Origin of the sequence: Dokdonella sp. (genome assembly GCF_035511235.1) — a bacterium.
GTDB lineage: Bacteria > Pseudomonadota > Gammaproteobacteria > Xanthomonadales > Rhodanobacteraceae > Dokdonella.
In genome coordinates, this window is sequence record NZ_DATKFQ010000025.1 from 1 (window position 1) to 17,645 (window position 17,645).

Annotated in this window: 11 protein-coding genes; 3 read left to right on the forward strand and 8 right to left on the reverse strand. The window is 71.6% G+C overall.

Going from position 1 to position 17,645, the window contains the following annotated elements; all coding sequences use genetic code 11:
- The 7 genes from VMR06_RS10930 to VMR06_RS10960 form a co-directional block, all read right to left on the reverse strand.
- A partial coding sequence (locus VMR06_RS10930; RefSeq protein ID WP_325376172.1) for an ABC transporter permease occupies positions 1-1,037 on the reverse strand: 1,037 nt, incomplete at its 3' end.
- A 43-nt stretch (positions 1,038-1,080) separates the two neighbouring features.
- Positions 1,081-3,480, reverse strand: a complete 2,400-nt coding sequence (locus VMR06_RS10935) for an ADOP family duplicated permease (protein ID WP_325376174.1) — start codon at positions 3,478-3,480, stop codon at positions 1,081-1,083.
- 96 nt (positions 3,481-3,576) lie between these two features.
- On the reverse strand, positions 3,577-6,075 hold the full coding sequence (locus tag VMR06_RS10940) for an ABC transporter permease (protein ID WP_325376176.1): 2,499 nt from the start codon (positions 6,073-6,075) through the stop codon (positions 3,577-3,579).
- Positions 6,076-6,171: 96 nt separating this feature from the next.
- The gene (locus VMR06_RS10945; protein WP_325376178.1) at positions 6,172-8,649 is read right to left on the reverse strand and encodes an ABC transporter permease; all 2,478 of its coding nucleotides are present in this window, start codon (positions 8,647-8,649) and stop codon (positions 6,172-6,174) included.
- On the reverse strand, positions 8,646-11,048 hold the full coding sequence (locus VMR06_RS10950) for an ABC transporter permease (RefSeq protein ID WP_325376180.1): 2,403 nt from the start codon (positions 11,046-11,048) through the stop codon (positions 8,646-8,648). Before VMR06_RS10950 ends, VMR06_RS10945 begins: the two co-directional genes overlap by 4 nt.
- 26 nt (positions 11,049-11,074) lie before the next feature.
- Positions 11,075-11,863 carry an ABC transporter ATP-binding protein gene (locus tag VMR06_RS10955; RefSeq protein ID WP_325376182.1) on the reverse strand — a complete coding sequence of 263 codons (789 nt, stop codon included), beginning with the start codon at positions 11,861-11,863 and terminating at the stop codon, positions 11,075-11,077.
- Positions 11,864-11,930: 67 nt separating this feature from the next.
- A complete protein-coding gene (locus VMR06_RS10960; protein ID WP_325376184.1) occupies positions 11,931-13,184 on the reverse strand; it encodes an efflux RND transporter periplasmic adaptor subunit in 1,254 nt (417 codons plus the stop codon).
- Between the two features lie 411 nt (positions 13,185-13,595).
- Between VMR06_RS10960 and VMR06_RS10965 the strand changes: the two genes are divergently transcribed.
- The 3 genes from VMR06_RS10965 to VMR06_RS10975 all read left to right on the forward strand — a co-directional run bounded on the left by VMR06_RS10965 (position 13,596) and on the right by VMR06_RS10975 (position 16,421).
- The gene (locus tag VMR06_RS10965; protein ID WP_325376186.1) at positions 13,596-14,882 is read left to right on the forward strand and encodes a hypothetical protein; all 1,287 of its coding nucleotides are present in this window, start codon (positions 13,596-13,598) and stop codon (positions 14,880-14,882) included.
- 379 nt (positions 14,883-15,261) lie between these two features.
- Complete coding sequence (locus tag VMR06_RS10970; protein ID WP_325376188.1) at positions 15,262-15,504, forward strand: helix-turn-helix transcriptional regulator; 243 nt, start codon at positions 15,262-15,264, stop codon at positions 15,502-15,504.
- Positions 15,501-16,421 carry a hypothetical protein gene (locus tag VMR06_RS10975; RefSeq protein ID WP_325376190.1) on the forward strand — a complete coding sequence of 307 codons (921 nt, stop codon included), beginning with the start codon at positions 15,501-15,503 and terminating at the stop codon, positions 16,419-16,421. Before VMR06_RS10970 ends, VMR06_RS10975 begins: the two co-directional genes overlap by 4 nt.
- On the opposite strand, the gene VMR06_RS10980 is transcribed toward VMR06_RS10975, so the two are convergent.
- Positions 16,418-17,413 carry a DNA methyltransferase gene (locus tag VMR06_RS10980; RefSeq protein WP_325376193.1) on the reverse strand — a complete coding sequence of 332 codons (996 nt, stop codon included), beginning with the start codon at positions 17,411-17,413 and terminating at the stop codon, positions 16,418-16,420. The genes VMR06_RS10975 and VMR06_RS10980 overlap by 4 nt on opposite strands.
- Between the last annotated feature and the right edge of the window lie 232 nt (positions 17,414-17,645).

The window sequence follows — 17,645 nt, forward strand, 5'->3', positions numbered from 1 at the left end:
AGCGCGAGCAGCGCGCGCACCGCCGGCGGCGCGGCCAGCAGCGCCGCAGCGGCGCCGGCGGCCGCGATCAGCAGCGACTCGGCCAATACCTGGCGCAGCAGACGGCCGCGGCCGGCGCCGAGTGCGCTGCGCAGCGCCAGCTCCTGCGCACGGGCCTGACCGCGCGCCAGCATCAGGCTGGCCAGGTTCGCGCAGGCGATCAGCAGCACCAGGCCGGCCGCCGCCAGCAGCACCGCCAGCGGCGTGCGCAGCCGCGAGCCGATCAGCTCGCGCAGCGGCATCACCTGCGCGACCAGGCCGGCGCTGGAATCGGGAAACGTCTCGGCCTGCCAGGCCGTGATGCCGTCCATGACCTTGCGCGCCTGGTCGAGACTGACGCCGTCGGCGAGCCGCGCCACCGGCGCGTACGAATTGCTGCCGCGCCCGGCCTGGTCGGCCGGCAGGAACGCCGGCAGCCACAGCTGCGCGTCGGCCGGATAGCGGAAGCCCGGCTTGGCGACGCCGATCACGCGCCAGCGCTCGCCGTTGAGATCGACGTCGCGGCCGACCACGTCGGGCGAGGCGCCGAAGCGGTCGCGCCAGAGCGCGTCGCCGATCACCACGACGCGCTCGTTGGCGGTGTCCTCGGCCGCGCCGAAGGCGCGACCGAGCGCGATCGGCTGGCCGAACACGTCCCAGTAGCCGGGCGTGATGCGGTAGCCGGACAGGCGCTCGGCGTCGCCGTCGCCGGTCAGGTTCAGCGTCTGCGGCACGTAGCCGCCGATCGCCGAGAACGCCGGCCCGCTGCGCTCGATCCAGTCGCGCAGCGTCGGCGCCGAGACCGGGCTGTAGGCCACCGGCGGCTGCGAACGCATCACGCGCACGATGCGCTCCGGATCGTTGAACGGCAGCGGCTTGAGCAGCACCGCGTCGTAGACCGTGAAGATCGCGGTCACCGCGCCGATGCCGAGCATCAGCGTCAGCACCGCCGCGGCGAGGAAGGTCGGCTGCGCGCGCAGGGCGCGCCAGGCGATGCGCAGGTCGTCGGTCAGGTTCATCGGGACGGGTTCCTCGATCGCAGGAAAATGGAATGCGGCGCGCTCATGCCAGCGCCTCGCGCGGCAGCACGCGGCAGGCGCGGCGCGCCGGGATCAGGCCGGCCAGCAGCAGCACCGCGAGCAGGCCGGCGCCGACCGCGGCCAGCGTGACCGGATCGGTCGCCGGCACGCCGTAGACCAGGCTGGCGACGAGGCGCGAGCCGGCCACCGCGGCGGCGATGCCGATCGCGATGCCGAGCGCGGCGACCAGGAAGCCGCTGCGCAGCACCAGCCGCAGGATGCCGCCGCTGGACGAACCGAGCGCCTGGCGCAGCGCGAATTCCGGACGCCGCTGCGCGACCGCGAACGCCATCAGCCCGTACAGGCCGCTGCCGGCGAGCAGCAGCGCGACCACGCCGAAGCTGCCGAGCAGGACCAGGTTGAAGCGCCGCTGCGCCATCGCCTGCACGCGCAGCTCGGCCAGCGGCTGCAGGCTGTGCGGCAGATCGGGCGCGATCCGGTCGACGGTCTCGCGCAGCGTCGGCACGATCGCGGCCAGCGGCAGCGTGGTGCGCACGATCAGGTTGAATTCGGTCGCCACGGCCGGCCGCTGCGCGACGTTGACGTAGACGGCGCCCATCGGCGCGCGCTCGAGGCGCTGCTCGTGGACGTCGCCGACCACGCCGATCACGGTGACCGGGGTCAGGTCGCCGTCCATGTTGCCGACCTGGATGCGCTGGCCGATCGGATCGCGGCCGGGCCAGGTCTCCCTGGCGACCGTCTCGCTGACCACCGCGACGTGCGCGCCGTCGGCGCGATCGCTGCCGTCGAAGCTGCGGCCGGCGACCAACGGAATGCCGGCCGCCTCGAAATAGCCGGTGCTGGCGGCGCGATATTCCGCATAGCCGAGCTGCGGCGGGATCGCTCCGGAGAAATCGGTCATCGTGCCGTCCCAGAACGCACCGTTGGCGCCGCCGCCGGTCAGCGGCAGCGCATTGACGCCGCCGACCCCGGCGACGCCCGGCAGCGCGGCCAGCGCATCGGCGATCGCCGCGTAGCGCTGCGTCATCGTGCGCAGCGCTTCCGCATCGCGGCTGGCCGGATACGACAGGCGCACCGAGACCGCGCCTTCGGCCGAGAAACCCGGATCGATCGCGAGCAGCGCGAGGAAGCTGCGTCCGAGCAGGCCGGCGCCGACCAGCAGCACCGTCGTCAGCGCGGTCTGCGCGACCAGCAGCGAGGTGCGCGCACGCAGATGGCCGCGGCCGCCGGTGGTGCCGCGGCCAGCCTCGCGCAGCGCGGCCAGCGGCGCACGCTCCCCGCCGATCGACTGTGCGGCGGTCAGCGCCAGCGCGATCAGCAGCGCGCCGAGCGCGGCGAATCCGATCGTCGACGGCGCGATGCCGATCTCGGCGGCGCGCGGCAGCGTGCGGCCGGCCAGATGCACCAGCACGTCGATCGCGAACGCCGCCAGCACCAGGCCTGCGCATGCCGCGACCGCGGCGATCAGCAAGGCCTCGATGAAATGCTGGCGCGCCAGGCGCCAGCGGCTGGCGCCGAGCGCGCGGCGCACCGCGAACTCGCGCGCGCGCGACGCACCGAGCGCAAGCAGCAGGTTGACCGCATTGCTGACCGCGATCAGCAGCAGGAACGCGGTACCGCCGGCCAGCACCAGCAGCGCGCTGCGCACCGGCGCGGCGATCGCCTCGCCGAGCGGCATCAGCGAGAACGCACGCAGGTTGACCTGGTCGCCGTACTGGTCATGCAGCCGCGTCGCCAGCGCGTTGGCTGCCAGCCTCGCCTCGGCCAGCGCGCCGGGCGCGCTCAGCAGACCGATGCCGCGCCAGTTGTGCGCGGTGCGCGAGATGCCGAAATCGGTATCGGTCATCGGCAGCCACACGCCGGTGCCGGCCGGGAACGCGAAGGCCTCCGGCATCACGCCGATCACGGTATGGCGCGAGCCGTCGACCTCGATGACGCTGCCGAGCACGTCGGCGCGCGCGTCGAGGCGGCTGCGCCAGAACGCCTCGCCGATCACCGCGACCGGCGCACGCTCGTCGGCGCCGAAGGTACGCCCGGCCAGCGGCGCCGTGCCGAAGATCGGGAAGAAGTCGCCGCCGGCGATCGCGACCGGCGCGCGCACGGCCTGGCGGTCGATGCCGACCGTGGCCGGAAACGCCTGATAGAACGAGGCCTGCGGCATCGCCGGCACGCTCGCGACCAGATCGTCATAGTTGGGCTTGGCCAGATTCATCGTATGGCCGTCTTCGGCCAGCTCGTTGATCTGGACGATGCGCTCGGCATTCGGATACGGCAGTGCGCGCAGCAGTACCGCGTCGACCACGGCGAGGATCGCCAGCGCGGCGGCGAGGCCGCAGGCCAGCGTGACCGTCGCGAACGTCATCGTGCCCGGATGCGCGCGCAGGCCGTGCCACGCGTGGCGGAAGTCGTCGATCAGGGTCACGGCAGGTCTCCACAAAAAAGGGCGTCAGGCATCGGATGCGCGAAGGCGCCTGGGCGTTGTGTGCATCGGCGGCCGGGCATGCGTGTCGGCATCGGATCAGTCATGGCGCAGCGCCTCCATCGGCGCGACGCGCGCGGCGCGCCAGGCCGGCACGCCGGCCGAGGCCAGCACGACCACGGCCATCAGCGCGATCGCCGCCAGATAGACGACCGGATCGTTCGCGCTCATGCCGAACAGCAGCGACTGCGCAGCATGGCCGGCGCCGAGCGCGACGGCCAGACCGATCGCGCCGCCGATCAGGCCCATGCGCGCGACCTGCCCCAGCACCATCGCGCGCAGCCGCTGCGGCGCCGCGCCGAGCGCCTGGCGCAGGCCGAGCTCGCGCGTGCGCTGTGCGATCGTGTAGGCGAGCAGGCCGTACAGGCCGGTCGCGGCGAGCACGGTCGCCAGCAGCGCGAACGCCGCCGACAGATGACCGAGCAGGCGGTCCTCGGCGATGTTCTCGATGCGCTGCGCCTGCAGCGTCTGCAGGCCGGCGACCGGCAGGTTCGGATCGACCCGCGCGACCGCCTGTTCGACCGTGCGCATCAGCGATTCGGGCGCCAGCGCGGTGCGCACGTAGAAATGGGTCGCACGCGGCACCGGATGCTGCGCGACCGGCAGGAACAGCTGCGGCGTCGCCTCGTCCTTGACGCCCGAGTACGCAGCGGTCTCGACCAGGCCGACGATCTCGATGTCCGGCACCCGCGTGCCGAGCGAGACGCGTTTGCCGACCGGCGCCTCACCGAGCCCGAACCGCTCGGCGAAGCGCCGGTTGACGACGGCCACCTTGGCGGCGGACGCGTCGTCGCCGGCCGTGAAGTCACGGCCGGCCAGCAACGGAATGCCGAGCGTCGCGAAGAAGCCCGGCGAGACCTCGTTGCGCAGCGCATGGGTATCGGCGTCGGGCGCCGCCTCGAAACCCTCGACGCTGACGTTGTTGCCGAAATCGTCGTCGGACAGCAGGCGCACCAGCGACTGGCCGACCGAGGTCACGCCCGGCACGCCGGCCAGCGTCTCCTCGATCCGCGTCAGCACCTGGCGCGAGCGGTCGGCGTCGTAGCCGTTGCGCGGCGGCGCGACCGTGAACACCAGCACGCCGTCGGTGCGCAGGCCGAGGTCGACGTCGGCGAGATTCGAGAGGCTGCGGCTGAACAGGCCGGCCAGCACCAGCAGGGCCATCGACAGCGCGATCTGCGCGATCGCGAGCTGGCCGCGCAGGCGCGTCGAGGCCCGGCCGGCGCCGGCCGGGCCGTGACCGCGGATCGCCGCGATCGGCGCGGTGCGCGCCAGCTCCAGCGCCGGATACAGACCGAACAGCAGCGCGGTCAGCGCGGCCGCCGCGAATGCGAAAACCACCGCCGCCGGCGCCAGACCGGCCGCTTCGAGCGTGCCGAGGCGCTCGGCGAACAGCGCGCCGAGCAGGCGCAGCACCAACAGCGCGACCGGCAGCGCGGCCAGCGCGCCGGCCAGCGCGATCAGGCCGGCCTCGGCCAGCAGCTGGCGCAGCAGGCGGCTGCGGCTGGCGCCGATCGCCGCGCGCACGGCCATCTCGGCGCCGCGCGCGGCACCGCGCGCCAGCATCAGATTGGCCAGATTGACGCAGGCGATCAGCAGCACCAGCGCGGTCACGCCGAACAGCAGGCCGAGGCCGAGCTGCGCCTGTGCCGGCACCAGGCTCTGTCCGCGCGCGCCCGGCTGCAGCGTCAGCCTGGACGCGCGGAACTGCGCCAGCTCGGCGCCACTCAGCGACTGCAGCGGTGCCTCGACCTCCTCGACGAGCGCGTGGAACGGCCCGTTGATGCGCTCCTCGGCCTGCTCGATCGACAGGCCCGGCGCCATCCGCGCGAACAGATAGACCCAGTAGGCCTTGCGGCTCTCGTGCTCGGGCAGCGTGTCGGGCTCGCGCGACCAGCTCAGCGTGATCGGCACGAATACTTCCGGCCGCGTGCCGAGCGTGGTGCCGGTGAAACCGGGCGGCGCGACGCCGACGATCGTCAGCGGCACGCCGTTGACGCGCAGCGTCCGGCCGATCACGTCGGCCTTGCCGCCGAGACGGTGCTGCCAGTAGCCGTAGCCGAGCACGACCGACTCGGCCACGCCCGCAACCGCGTCGTCGCGCTCGTCGAGCAGGCGGCCGAGCACCGGCTGCACGCCGAGCACGCCGAAGTAGCTGCCCGACACCAGCAGGCCGCCGGCGGTCGCGGTCTCGCCGTCGAGCGCCAGATTGACGCCGATCGAGCGATGCGCGGCGATGCGGCCGAAACCGTCCTGGCGCTGTTCGAGGTCGCGGAACGTCGGATAGCTGAACACCGCGTCGCCGGAACCGGCGTTGTTGCTGCTGGTCCAGCCGTTGCGCTCGCGCGCCCACGACAGATTGACCAGCTGCTCCGGTGCCGTCACTGGCAGCGGCTCGAACAGCCACTGCTGCGCGAGCGAGTAGATCGCGGTATTAGCGCCGATGCCGAGCGCGAGCGTCGCGATCGCGACCAGCGCGAACAGCGGCCGGCCGAGCAAGCTGCGCAGCGCCTGGCGCAGGTCGTCGAAAACGGTCATGGCAGGAACTCTCCGGCAGTCGCGCCGCCGCTGCGGCACGCACGCGTTGCGGGCTTTCCGGTCGCCGCGAGCGGCGCGGCGGTCACGGCGCGCGGGTCAGTCATGGCGCAACGCCTCCATCGGCGCGACGCGTGCGGCGCGACGCGCCGGGATCAGGCAGGCCGCCAGCGCGACCACGCTCAGCACCGCGACGACCGCGGCCAGCACGGCCGGATCGGCGCTGCCGACGCCGTAGAGCTGCGAGGCGAGCAGGCGGCCGAGCGCGAGGGCGCCGAGCACGCCGGCGATCACGCCGGGCACGATCAGACGCAGGCCCGATCCGAGCACGAGGCGGTGGATGTCGCCGCGGCGCGCGCCGACCGCCTGACGCAGGCCGATCTCGCGGCGGCGCTGGCCGACCGCGGCGGCGATCACGCCGTAGATGCCGATCGCCGCGAGCAGCAGCGCGATCGCGCTGAAGGCGGCCATCAGGCGCAGATTGAACGCGCGCATCGCCAGGCCGGCCGCGCCCATGTCGGCCAGCGTGCGCAGGCCGAACACCGGCATCGCCGGATCGATCTCGGCCAGCGCGCGGCGCAGCGGCTCGGCCAGCGCCTGCGGATCGGCGGCGGTCCTGAGCGCCAGCGAGAACTGGGTCTGGATCGCCTGGACGTGATGCATGTAGACCTCGGGCACCGGCGCGTGCTCGTAGCCGAGCGTGCGCGTGTCGGCGAGCACGCCGACGATCGTCTTGGGACCGCCCAGGAACGTGATCTGGCGCCCGACCGGATCGCCTTCGGGCAGGAAGCGCCGCGCGAAGGACTGGTTGACCAGCACCGAGGCCGGGAACTCGCCGGGACGCGCGTCGGCGGCGCCGAGATTGCGGCCGGCGACGATGCCGATGCCGAGCGCGCGCGCGAAATCCGGATTGACGAAGCGCCAGTTGGCGCCGGCCTCGGCCGCCGGACCGGAGGCGCCGACGATCTGGATCGCCGAGCTGACGTTGTCGATGCCCGACAGCGGCAGCGCGTCGGACAAGGCCACGGCCTCGACGCCCGGTATCGCCTGGACGCGCTCGATCACCGCATCCAGGCGCCCCGCGAGCAGATTCGAATGGCGCTTGTAGCTCTCGGTGAAATCGCCGGCGAACGGATCGTGCGCGGTCGGGATCACGAACGAGGCGGTCAGCACGCCCTCGACGTTCACGCCGGTCTCGGCACGGCCGACCTGGCGCAGGCTCTCGATCAGCAGGCCGGCGCCGGTCAGCAGCACCAGGGCCAGCGCGATCTCGCCGGCCACGAGCACGCCGCGCAGCCGGCTGCGCTCGCGGCCGCCGCTGCCGTCGCGGCCCTCGGCGTTCATCGCGCTGGCCGGCGCGACGCCGGCGGCGCGCAAGGCCGGCACCAGCGAGAACAGCAGCAGCGTCGCCAGCGCGACGGCCAGGCTCACCGCGACGACGCCGGCATCGACGCCGACCGCGGCGTGGCTCGGCAGCAGGTCCGGCGCGCCGGCCAGCAGCAGCGGGACCGTGGTAGCCGCGCCGGCCAGGCCGAGCCCGCCGCCGGCGAGGCCGATCAGCACGCTCTCGGCCAGCACCAGGCGCAGCAGGCGCCCCCGGCCGGCGCCGAGCGCGGCACGGACCGCGAGCTCGCGGCGCCGCGCCGCGCCGCGCGCGAGCAGCAGGTTGGCGAGGTTCACGCAGGCGATCAGCAGCACCAGCGCCGAGGCACCGAGCAGCACCAGCAGCGGCTGGCGCACGTCGCCGACCAGCAGGCCGCCGAGCGGCATCAGCCGTGCGTCGAGGCCGCCGTAGCGGCCCGCGTCGGCCTCGCGCAGGCGCGTGTCGACGAGGTCGAGCGCCGCGTGCGCCTGGGCCGCGTCGACGCCGGGCGCGAGCCGCGCGATCACCGACAGGTAGCTGCTGTCGGCATCGGCACCGGCGACCGGCAGATGGGTCGGCACGTAGACGTCGGCCTGGCCCGGATAGCGGAACGCTGCCGGGGTCACGCCGACGACGCGATGGGCGACGCCGTTGAGCAGCACGTCGCGGCCGACGATGTCCTCGCGGCCGCCGAGGCGGGTCTGCCAGAAGCCATGACCGAGCACGACGACGGCCTCGCCGGAGGCTTCCTCGGCGGCGCCGAAGTAGCGACCGGCCTGCGGCGCCAGCGCCATGACGTTCCAGAACTCCGGCGTCACGCGATAGGCGGCCAGGCGCTCGGCCGGGGCGTCGCCCGCGCGGAAATTGGCGGTGCTGCCGGCGAACGCGCCGAGCGCCGTGAAGGCCTGGCGCGTGCCGTCGCGCCAGGCTTCCAGCAGCGGTCTGGACACCGGACCGCCGAATGCCGGCGTCTCGCGGTTCTCGCGATGGATGCGCACGATGCGCTCGGCCTGCGGATACGGCAGCGGCTCGAGCAGGGTGCCGGCGACGACGCTGTAGGCCGCCCCGACGCTGCCGATGCCGATCGCGAGCGTCAACACCGCCACCAGCGCGAAGCCCGGCGTCGCACGCAGGCTGCGCAGCGCCTGATGCAGGTCGCGCAGCGCGCCACCGAGCATCGCCCGCCCCGGTTCGAACCGTGCGGCGCCGCTCATCGCAGCGCCGTGCCGGGATGGGTGGCGGCCGCGCGCAGCGCCGGCAGCAGCGCGGCCAGCACGGCGACGCCGAGCACGATCGCCGCATTGGTCACGAAGACCAGCGGATCGAATGCGCTGACGCCGAACAGCAGACTCTGCAGCAGACGCGCGCCGGCCAGCGCCGCGACCAGCCCGATCGCCGCACCGAGCAGCGCGATGCGCAGCCCTTCGCCGACGATCAGCCCGACCACGCCGCGCGGCCGGCTGCCGACCGCCAGGCGCACCGCGATCTCGCGCGAGCGCTGGCCGACCGAATAGGCGATCACGCCGTAGACGCCGAGGCCGGCCAGCAGCAGCGCCAGCGACGAAAAGCCGCCGAGCATCGAGCTGGTCAGCCGGCGTGGCGCGGCCGCATGGCCGACGACCGCTTCGAGCGTCGTGTAGTCGCCGCTGGCCAGCGTCGGATCGAACGCGCGCAGCGCCGCGCGCACGGCCGGCACCAGCGTGTCGGTCGCGCCGGCGCTGCGCACCAGCAGCTCGACCGAGCCGTAGTCGGCGTTCTGGCGCAGATCGAAGTACATCTCCGGCGTCGGCGCCTCCTCGATCGCGCGCGGCACGTCGCCGACGACGCCGATCACGGTGCCGTGGGGCTGGCCGTCGGGCGCACCCATCAGGCGCTGGCCGAGCGGATCGCGGCCCGGCCAGAGCTGGCGCGCCATCGTCTCGCTGACGATCACCGCCTTCGGGGCATCGGCGCCGTCGCGCGCATCGAAGTAGCGGCCGGCGCGCAGCGGCACGCCGAGCGTCTCCAGATAACGGCGGTCGACCAGCCGCGGCGAGGCACTCGGATAGTGGCCGCGCTCGTAGGTCACGCCCTCGGCACCGGCACCCCAGCTGCGGTTGCGGCCGAGCGGCAGGGTATCGGACAGACCGGCCGCGGCGACGCCCGGCACCGCCAGCACGCGTTCGACCAGTGCCTCGTAGTAGGCGGCGCGCTCGGCGTCGGTCTCGAAACTGCGCACCGCGTCGACGCGCCAGGCGATCGCGTGCTGCGGCCGGAAGCCGAGCTCGACGTTCATGACCGCGACGAAGCTGCGGATCAGCAGGCTGGCGCCAGTCAGCAGCAGGCAGGCCAGCGCGACCTGCGCGACGACCAGGCCGCGCCGCGTGCGCGCGGCGGCCGGACCGAGGTCGCCGGAGCCGCCGCCGGCGCGCAGCGCCGTCTGCGTATCGCCGCGCCACAGCGCCAGTGCCGGCCAGGCGCCGCACAGCACGCCGGCGAAGCAGGCCGCCGCGAACGCGAAGCCGAGCGCCGGCAGATCGATGCGCGCGGTATCGAGCAACGGGATCGAGAACGCGCGCAGGCCCGACAGCGCCTGTGTCGCGAACGCCGCGACGGCGACGCCGAGCGTGCCGCCGGCGAGCGCCAGCAGCACGCTCTCGGTCAGCGTCTGGCCGATCAGATGCAGCGGCCGCGCGCCGAGCGCGACGCGCACCGCGGTTTCCTTGCGGCGCGCCTGCGCGCGCGTCAGCAGCAGGTTGGAGAGGTTCGCGCAGGCGATCAGCAGCAGGCAGATCACCGCGCCGAACAGGATCAGGAACGCGGCGCGGAACGGGCCGCGCACGTGGGTCTCCAGGCTCTTCACGGCCGCGCCGATGCGGCCGCGTTCGGGATGCTCGGCGCGCAGCCGCGCGTTGATCGTGTCCAGGTCGGTCTGCGCCGAGGCCGCCGTCGCGCCGGCAGCCAGGCGGCCGACCGCGAACAGCGTATTGCCCCAGCGCTGCGTCTCCTCGGTCAGCGGAAACGGCGTCAGCAGATCGATGTCGCTGCCCGGCGCGAACACCGAGCCGAAATCGAAGCTGGCCGGCAGCACGCCGACGATCGTGGCCGGCTTGCCGTTGATGTCGAGCGTGCGCCCGACGATCGCCGGATCGGCGCCGTGGCGCTGGCGCCAGAAGCGGTCGCTGATCAGCGCGGTCGGCACGTCGCCGCCCGCCTCGGACTCGACGAAATTGCGGCCCAGCTGCGGACGCACGCCGAGCACATCGAGGAAGTTCTGCGTGACCGGCACCGCGCGCACACGCTCCGGCCCGTCCGGTCCGGCCAGCGTGTACTGCTGGTAGTCGAAGAAGCCGAAATAGCCGCCGACCGCCTCCAGCGCACGGCTGTCGCGCTGCCAGGCGCGCAGCGTCTCCACCTGCATCGTGCGCGCCGACAGGCCCGAATCGGTGCCGCCGCCCTCGACGAAGACCAGGCGCTCCGGCGCCTGCACCGGCAGCGGCTTGAGCAGCACCGCGTTGAGGAGGCCGAACATCGCCGCGCAGGCGCCGATGCCAAGCGCGAGCGTCAGCACCGCCACGACCGTGAAGCCGGGCGTACGGGCCAACTGGCGGATCGCCAATCGCAAGGTGTTCATGGCCGGGCGCTCAAGGTACGGGCGGCTCAGGCCGCGCCGTTGCCGGCCGCTGCGGCGGCAGCGGCAGCGGCAGCGGCGCGCGCCGGACGCATCAGGCGCTGGTCTTCCTCGTGGCGCAGGCGGTGCATCGTCGCCTCGTCGACGACGCGGCCGTCGAACATGAAGATCTTGCGGTCGGCGAAGTCGGCATAGCGCGGATCGTGCGTGACCATGCAGATCGTCGAGCCGGCCTTGTGCAGCTCGTCGAGCAGTTCCATCACGGCCTCGCCGTTCTTGGAGTCGAGGTTGCCGGTCGGCTCGTCGGCGAGCAGGATCGACGGCTGGCCGACCAGGGCGCGCGCGACCGCGACGCGCTGCTGCTGACCGCCCGAGAGCTGCGCCGGATAGTGCTTGACGCGATGGGCCATGCCGACGCGCTCGAGCGCGGCGATCGCGCGGTCGCGCCGCTCGGCCTTGGACACGCCGTCGCGGTAGGTCAGCGGCAGCTCGACGTTCTCGAACACCGACAGGTCGCCGATCAGGTTGAACGCCTGGAAGACGAAGCCGATCTCCTTGTTGCGGATATGCGCACGCTCGCTCGGGCCGATGTCGGCGACCTGCCGCCCGTTGAGCGTGTAGGTGCCTTCGCTCGGCGTGTCGAGCAGGCCGAGGATCGCCAGCAGGGTCGACTTGCCGCAGCCCGACGGGCCGGAGATCGACACGTACTCGCCGCGGCCGATGTCGAAGTGCACCCCCGACAACGCGTGCGTCTCGACTTCGTCGGTGAAGAACACCTTCTTGATGCCTTCCAGGCGGATCAGCGAATCGTTGCTCATGTTTCCGGTCTCGGGTTGGGAGCCGGCGCGGCGACCGGCAGCGAAAGGTGGAATGCGGGAACGGACATCACTTCAGGCGGATGCGGTCGTGCTGATCGTAGGCGCTGGTGTCCGAGAGGACGACGCGGTCGCCGACGGCCAGGCCCTGCTGCACCTCGATCAGATTGACCGAGGCCTTGCCGAGCCGCACCGGCACGCGCTCGGCGATGCCCGAGGCCGGATCGATGCGGAACAGGCGCACTTCCGAATCGGGCTGGCCGTAGGCCGGCCGGCCGACGTAGAGCACGTCGGGCAGGCGCTCGATCTCGATCGTGCCGTCGACCGACAGGTCCGGCCGCGCGCCCGGCGGCAGATCGCCGGTCAGCTCGACGTCGACCTGGACCGTGCCGTTCTGCACGGCCGGATCGACGCGCAGCACCTTGCCCGGCACGATGCCGTTGCGCGTGTCCACGCGCACCGGCTGGTTCAGCACGATGTCCTTGGCCTGCGTCTCGGCGATGCGCAGCTCGGCCATCAGCTCGCCCGGCCGCGCCACGCGCGCCAGGTTCGCGCCGGCGGCGACCTGCTGGCCTTCCTCGACCGGTACCTGCTGCAGCACGCCGGCGATGCCGGCGCGCACCTGCAAGGCATCGGCCTGACGCTGGCGCAGTTCGCGCGTGGCGACCAGCTGGTCCAGGCGCGCCTGGTCGGCGGCGATCTGCGCGCGCATGTTCTGCGTGAACTGCTCGATGCGCTCGTGCTCGATGCCGAGGCGCGTCTTGAGCTGGCCGGCCGACAGCGCGCTGCGCTTGGACTGGATGCCCGGAATGATGCCCTTGCCGGTCAGCGTCGCCTCGGCCTCGGCGAGCAGGCGCGCCGACTCGTACTCGGCCTCGACCTGGGCCAGGCTGGCCTTCTGGTCGAGCAGGGTCGACTGCAGCGTCGCGCGGCGCACCGCGAGGTCGGCCTCGGCCGCGGTCACCGCCGACTTGGCGGCCAGCAGCTGGTCGTCGACCTCGGGGTTGTTGAGCTCGAGGATCACGGTGTCCGGCTGCACGGCGGCGCCCGGCTTGACGACGATGCGCTCGACGCGCGCCGAGGTCTCCGCGGCGATCCAGCGGATCTCCTTCGGCACCAGGGTGCCCGGGCCGCGCACCTCGCGCAGCAGCTCGCCGCGCTTGACGGTATCGACCAGGACGCTGGAGCGCTCGACGCCGGCGACGGCCGGCCCGAGGCTGGCGATGCCGACGCCGGCCGCGGTGACGAGAGCGAGGACGATGCCGCCGATCAGCATCTGACGGCGGCGTTTCTTGAGTTTGAGTTCGGGGCGTGCGATGTCCATGCACGGGTTACAGCAGGAGCCGTGCCAGCCCGGAAATCGATCGCAAACCCTTGATTCGTCTTGCCCTGTACGGCTAACCCGACCGGCGGTGTCCGGCAGCGGACGGCGCCGGCGACGAAACCGTTCAGTGGTCCGGATGGAAGCCGGTGTGGCGCTGGCTGCCGCTCGGACCGGCGCTGACGGGAGCGCACCGATGATGGATCGCGCTGCCTGCTGGTGCAGCCCGTCGATGCTGACGATGCGTTCGCCGCGCCCGCCAAGCCCGCCCGGTCGTGGAAACAGCGGTTCGGGGCGATGTCTGCCCGGCGCGGCGTTCGGCGTATCCCAGGCAAGAGGCGCAGCCGCGCGCGCCGTGAGGATTCCGCCATGCCTAGCCGCCCTGCCCGCCGCCCGAGCCTTTTCGGCCGGTTCGTGCGGACGCTCGTCCTGCTCGCGTCGATCGCCGGCGCGATGCCGGCCGGCGCTGCCCTGGTCGTCGGCAGCGACACGCTGCGCGGTACGCCGTACACGACCTTTCGCGAGCCCGGCCACGACGGCTGGCGCTTCTCGTGCCAGAGCCCCTGCCCGATCCCGCTGGCGACGCTGCAGGCGGCCGCCGACGGCTTCATCGCGGCCAAGGCGCAGCTGGCGAACCTGGCCGGCATCGACACGGTGCCGTCGCTGGCGCCGGTCGACATCTTCTTCGAGGGCAATTCGATCTGCCCGGCGCTGCCCGGTGCGGCCGGCTACGCGTCGACCTACCAGCCGTACGGCAGCGGCGCCGGCCAGCCGGTTCGCGCCTATGCCTGCCTGTTCCTGTGGGATCGCCAGCAGGCCGGCGAGATCGACTATTTCACGCCGACCTCGGCCGGCCTCGCCAGCTCGCAGACGCTGATCGTCCACGAGTACGCGCACAGCCTGTTCTTCACGCGCCACCGCTATTCGTACGAGGATTTCGTGCGCTACTGGTCCTACGTGATCAGCGGCACCGTGCCGCTGCCGCAGGGCGCGTGCAGCGAATCGCTGATCACCTACATGGCGCCGATGATCCCGGCGCTGTGCCGCCAGTTCGGCGCCGGCGACGCCGACTTCCGCTACGCGATGCAGCGCCTCGACACGCTCTACCAGGGCGGCCTCGGCTATCACGGGCCGACGACCAGCGTCGCGCAGCTGCGCGAGTCGTTCGATCTGCGCTTCGGCGCCGACACGCGCGCCCTGTTCCTCGACCTCGGCTATCGGGCACAGGAGGTCGGCACTACGTACGCGCCGATGTCGGCCGGTACCAGCCCGCCGCTTTACGTGTACGACCTGACGATGCCCGAGGACGTCTTCTCGCTGACCGGCGTCGGCTCGCTGCCGACGCCGGTCAAGCTCGAGCAGCCCGGCTGCCTGCCGGCCGCGCCGTTCGTCGACTTCTCGCTCGCGTTCGACCTGGTCCATCCGGACCATCGCGAGAACGCGCCGCTGCCCGATCCGGCCTTCGCCGGCGCGCTGACGGTCGCCTATTCGTTCGGCGGCCGCACGCCGCCGCCGGGCGTCCGGCCCGAGCGCTACCGATTCTTCCGCGCGACCGCGCGCTGCGGCCAGGCCGGCATCGGCTGGCAGGAATATCCGGCCTCGATCGACCTGGAGACCGGCTACGTCGTCGCGACGATCGCCCAGGGCGGAACCTATGCGCTGATGCAGCCGGATGTGATCGTGCGCAGGGGGTTCGAGTGAGCGAGCACACCGCGCCCGGGAAGATGCGTGTGAGCGCGCGAATCGGTCCGAGCCCTTCCACTGGCTCACGTCGTGGCCGTGAGAATCTGATAGAGCGGTACGTTGATGTAGTAGTTAGAGCGGCCGACCTTCTCCTTGTGCAGAGAGCCACCCTTGGCGTTCTTCCAGATATCGCGTGGCGGCAAGGAGCGACACGTTCCTTACGAAGTCGATTTTCGTATAGGGATGGTTGAACAAATTATTGATGCTTGAACGATGCTTCTTGGCGTCCTCTCTCGGAGGACAGGTTCACCTCAGCACGACGGCCACCGAGCGCGCTTGCCCCTTCCGCGCCATTCCAAAATGGGTTATTCCGTTTTGGGCTTTAGGGTGTGCGTCCATGCCCGCCCCCTTGAACAGCCCCGTCTACGCCCAGTTGCGCGCGTTGCTCATCGAGGCACGCGAGGAAGCCGGACTAACCCAAGCCGAGGTCGCTAAGCGCCTGCGCCGGGTCCAGTCCTTCGTCTCCAAATACGAGCTGGGCGAGCGCCGCCTGGACGTGGTCGACTTCATCGCGGTGTGCGACTGCCTGGGCGTGGACCCAGCCGATTTGTTGCGCCAGGTGCGCCGGAGCAAGCGGTGAGGACGGCCGAGATCATCGCGCTCGCCAGTAACAAGCTGCAGGGGTTGCGCGGCCACGAGTTCGACGTGCTGGAGGTCGCCAAGCCGGTCTCCCCGGCCGCGGCCATCAACTTGGCAAAAATCGTCTCCAAGTTGTCGCCCCTGGTCGGCAACCTCATCGAGTTCAACACCTGCGAATACCTCAACGAGTTCCCCGAATTTGGCGGCTGGGGCCATTGGCACCGGCAGGACCCGGGATTCCCGGACACGGTGTTCCGCGGGAAGGTCACGCCCACGCCGGGGTTTGAAATCAAGGCGTGGTTCCCGCTCGCCACCGAAATCACAGCGCGGTTCAAGGACAGCCAGAACCACTTCGCCGACAACAACACCTACGTGGCACTGCTCGCGTGGCTGCCGGAGTTCCTGATTTTCGGCAAGCCGCATGTGGCGGACATCGTCGTGGTGTCCGGGGCTTCCGTGGCGAAGGCGCGGGACGACCACTACCACAACCCGCCGGACTATTTAGTCATCGAGCCGAACGACACGGCAGCGCGTACGGTCAACCTCCAGCAGACGAACACCGCCGGCTACAAGTTCCAGGGCACGGCGCCGCAGTTCGCCAAGGCCGAAGCGCTGGTCGCCGGGTGGGGTCCACAAGGGCGCGCCTACCTCCCAATGCACGACTACCAAGTACGGCTGGCCGAACTGATGGCACGCTTTCCCTATCGGCTGGACACCAATTTTGCCAAGATAGACCGCATCGCCCACCCCGAGATTGAGGCGTTCAAGCGACGCACCTACGGCACCGTGCTTCACGGCCGCACCATCGGCGAGTGGAACCGACTGCTGTCGCGGGGCGGTGAAACAGCGGTCGCGCTGGCACTCGCCGACGCCTTCGACATCCGCGAGGGCGACGGCGATAGCGTGGTGGAGCCCTAGCCTTCGGTCTGGAAGCGCCCCACGCCCAGGTGGAAATAGGTGGGGTCCAACTCGCAAGAGAACGCGCGGCGGCCGACTTGGCGCGCCGCCAGCGACGCCGAGAACAGCCCGCCGAACGGCTCCCAAACCACGTCACCGGGGTCGCTGGCCGCCTCGATGATGAGGCGCATGAGGTCCAGTGGCTTTTGGTTGAGGTGCGCGGCCTTCGCGCTCAGGTGCGGCACCTTGACCCGCTCGCGCCCGTGCAACGGCCCGCGGTCCCATACGTTCGTGTAGCCCATTGGGCAGTTGAACTTGGAGCGGTAGCGCGCCCAGTCCGCGGCCGACATCGGCGCACGACCGTCCTCGGAAAAATAGGGGCGCCCGGCCGGGTCGCCGTGCTCGTTGGCGTAGCGCGCCATCTTCTCGAACATCTCCGGCGGCGGGTAATACCAGAGGTGCCCTTGGTCCAGATACTTGCGGACCGCCACGTCCTTCACTCCGCACGCCTCATTGGCCCGGCGGAAAGCCAAACCCGAGCGCTTCCATTCGCGGTAGAGCCAGCGCTGGAGCGTGAGGCTGTCCAACCGGGGCTCAAACACGTACTGGACGCACACTTCCGACACCACCGGGAACCGGCGGATCTTCGCCGTGTTGACGTTGCCGGCGATATGCGCCTTTCCCTTGTTCCAGACGTTGGCGTTCACGTAGCGCCAGCCGCGCCGCTCCAGCACTGGGTGAACCACGGCCCACCCGATTTCTGAGTTCCAGAACCACAGCGTGGTCTGCCCGGTCGCCTTCCGGCTCCAGGCTTCCACGTGCGGCTCATACCAATCCGGCACGCCTAGATGGTCGGAGGTATCCCCCTCGAAGCCCAGCACGCCGTAAGCGCCGTCGGAAACAATGACCGTCGGCGTCGGCCACCGCTCGTAGGCTTGGAGACTGTCGCCCAGCTCTAGGTGGACCGCGTCGTCCTCATAGGTCCCCACGGTCGGAGCGTCGGCGAGTTTCACAGCTTTCCCGCGCCCGACAGTGCTTGTCGGAGTGGGCTTCTTACGCACGGGCATATCCAACGGCGGTTCCTCTTCTGCTGCGCGGCCATCCTACCCCAAAACGGGATAGCGGCCTAAGGCTCGCTCGTGAGTGGTGCACACGCTGCGACAGCGTCACGCTGCGACTAAAAAAGGGCTCATTGCGGAATCATGGGTTCGAGCCCTGAGAGTTGCCAGGAGCCTGGGAATCAGT

What these genes read in the sequence shown, in the direction of transcription:
- VMR06_RS10950 (WP_325376180.1), bottom strand. Translation starts at nt 11,048, where the DNA reads ATGAACACCTTGCGATTGGCGATCCGCCAGTTGGCCCGTACGCCCGGC.
- VMR06_RS10960 (WP_325376184.1), bottom strand. Translation starts at nt 13,184, where the DNA reads ATGGACATCGCACGCCCCGAACTCAAACTCAAGAAACGCCGCCGTCAG.
- VMR06_RS10940 (WP_325376176.1), bottom strand. Translation starts at nt 6,075, where the DNA reads ATGACCGTTTTCGACGACCTGCGCCAGGCGCTGCGCAGCTTGCTCGGC.
- VMR06_RS10955 (WP_325376182.1), bottom strand. Translation starts at nt 11,863, where the DNA reads ATGAGCAACGATTCGCTGATCCGCCTGGAAGGCATCAAGAAGGTGTTC.
- VMR06_RS10970 (WP_325376188.1), top strand. Translation starts at nt 15,262, where the DNA reads ATGCCCGCCCCCTTGAACAGCCCCGTCTACGCCCAGTTGCGCGCGTTG.
- VMR06_RS10945 (WP_325376178.1), bottom strand. Translation starts at nt 8,649, where the DNA reads ATGAGCGGCGCCGCACGGTTCGAACCGGGGCGGGCGATGCTCGGTGGC.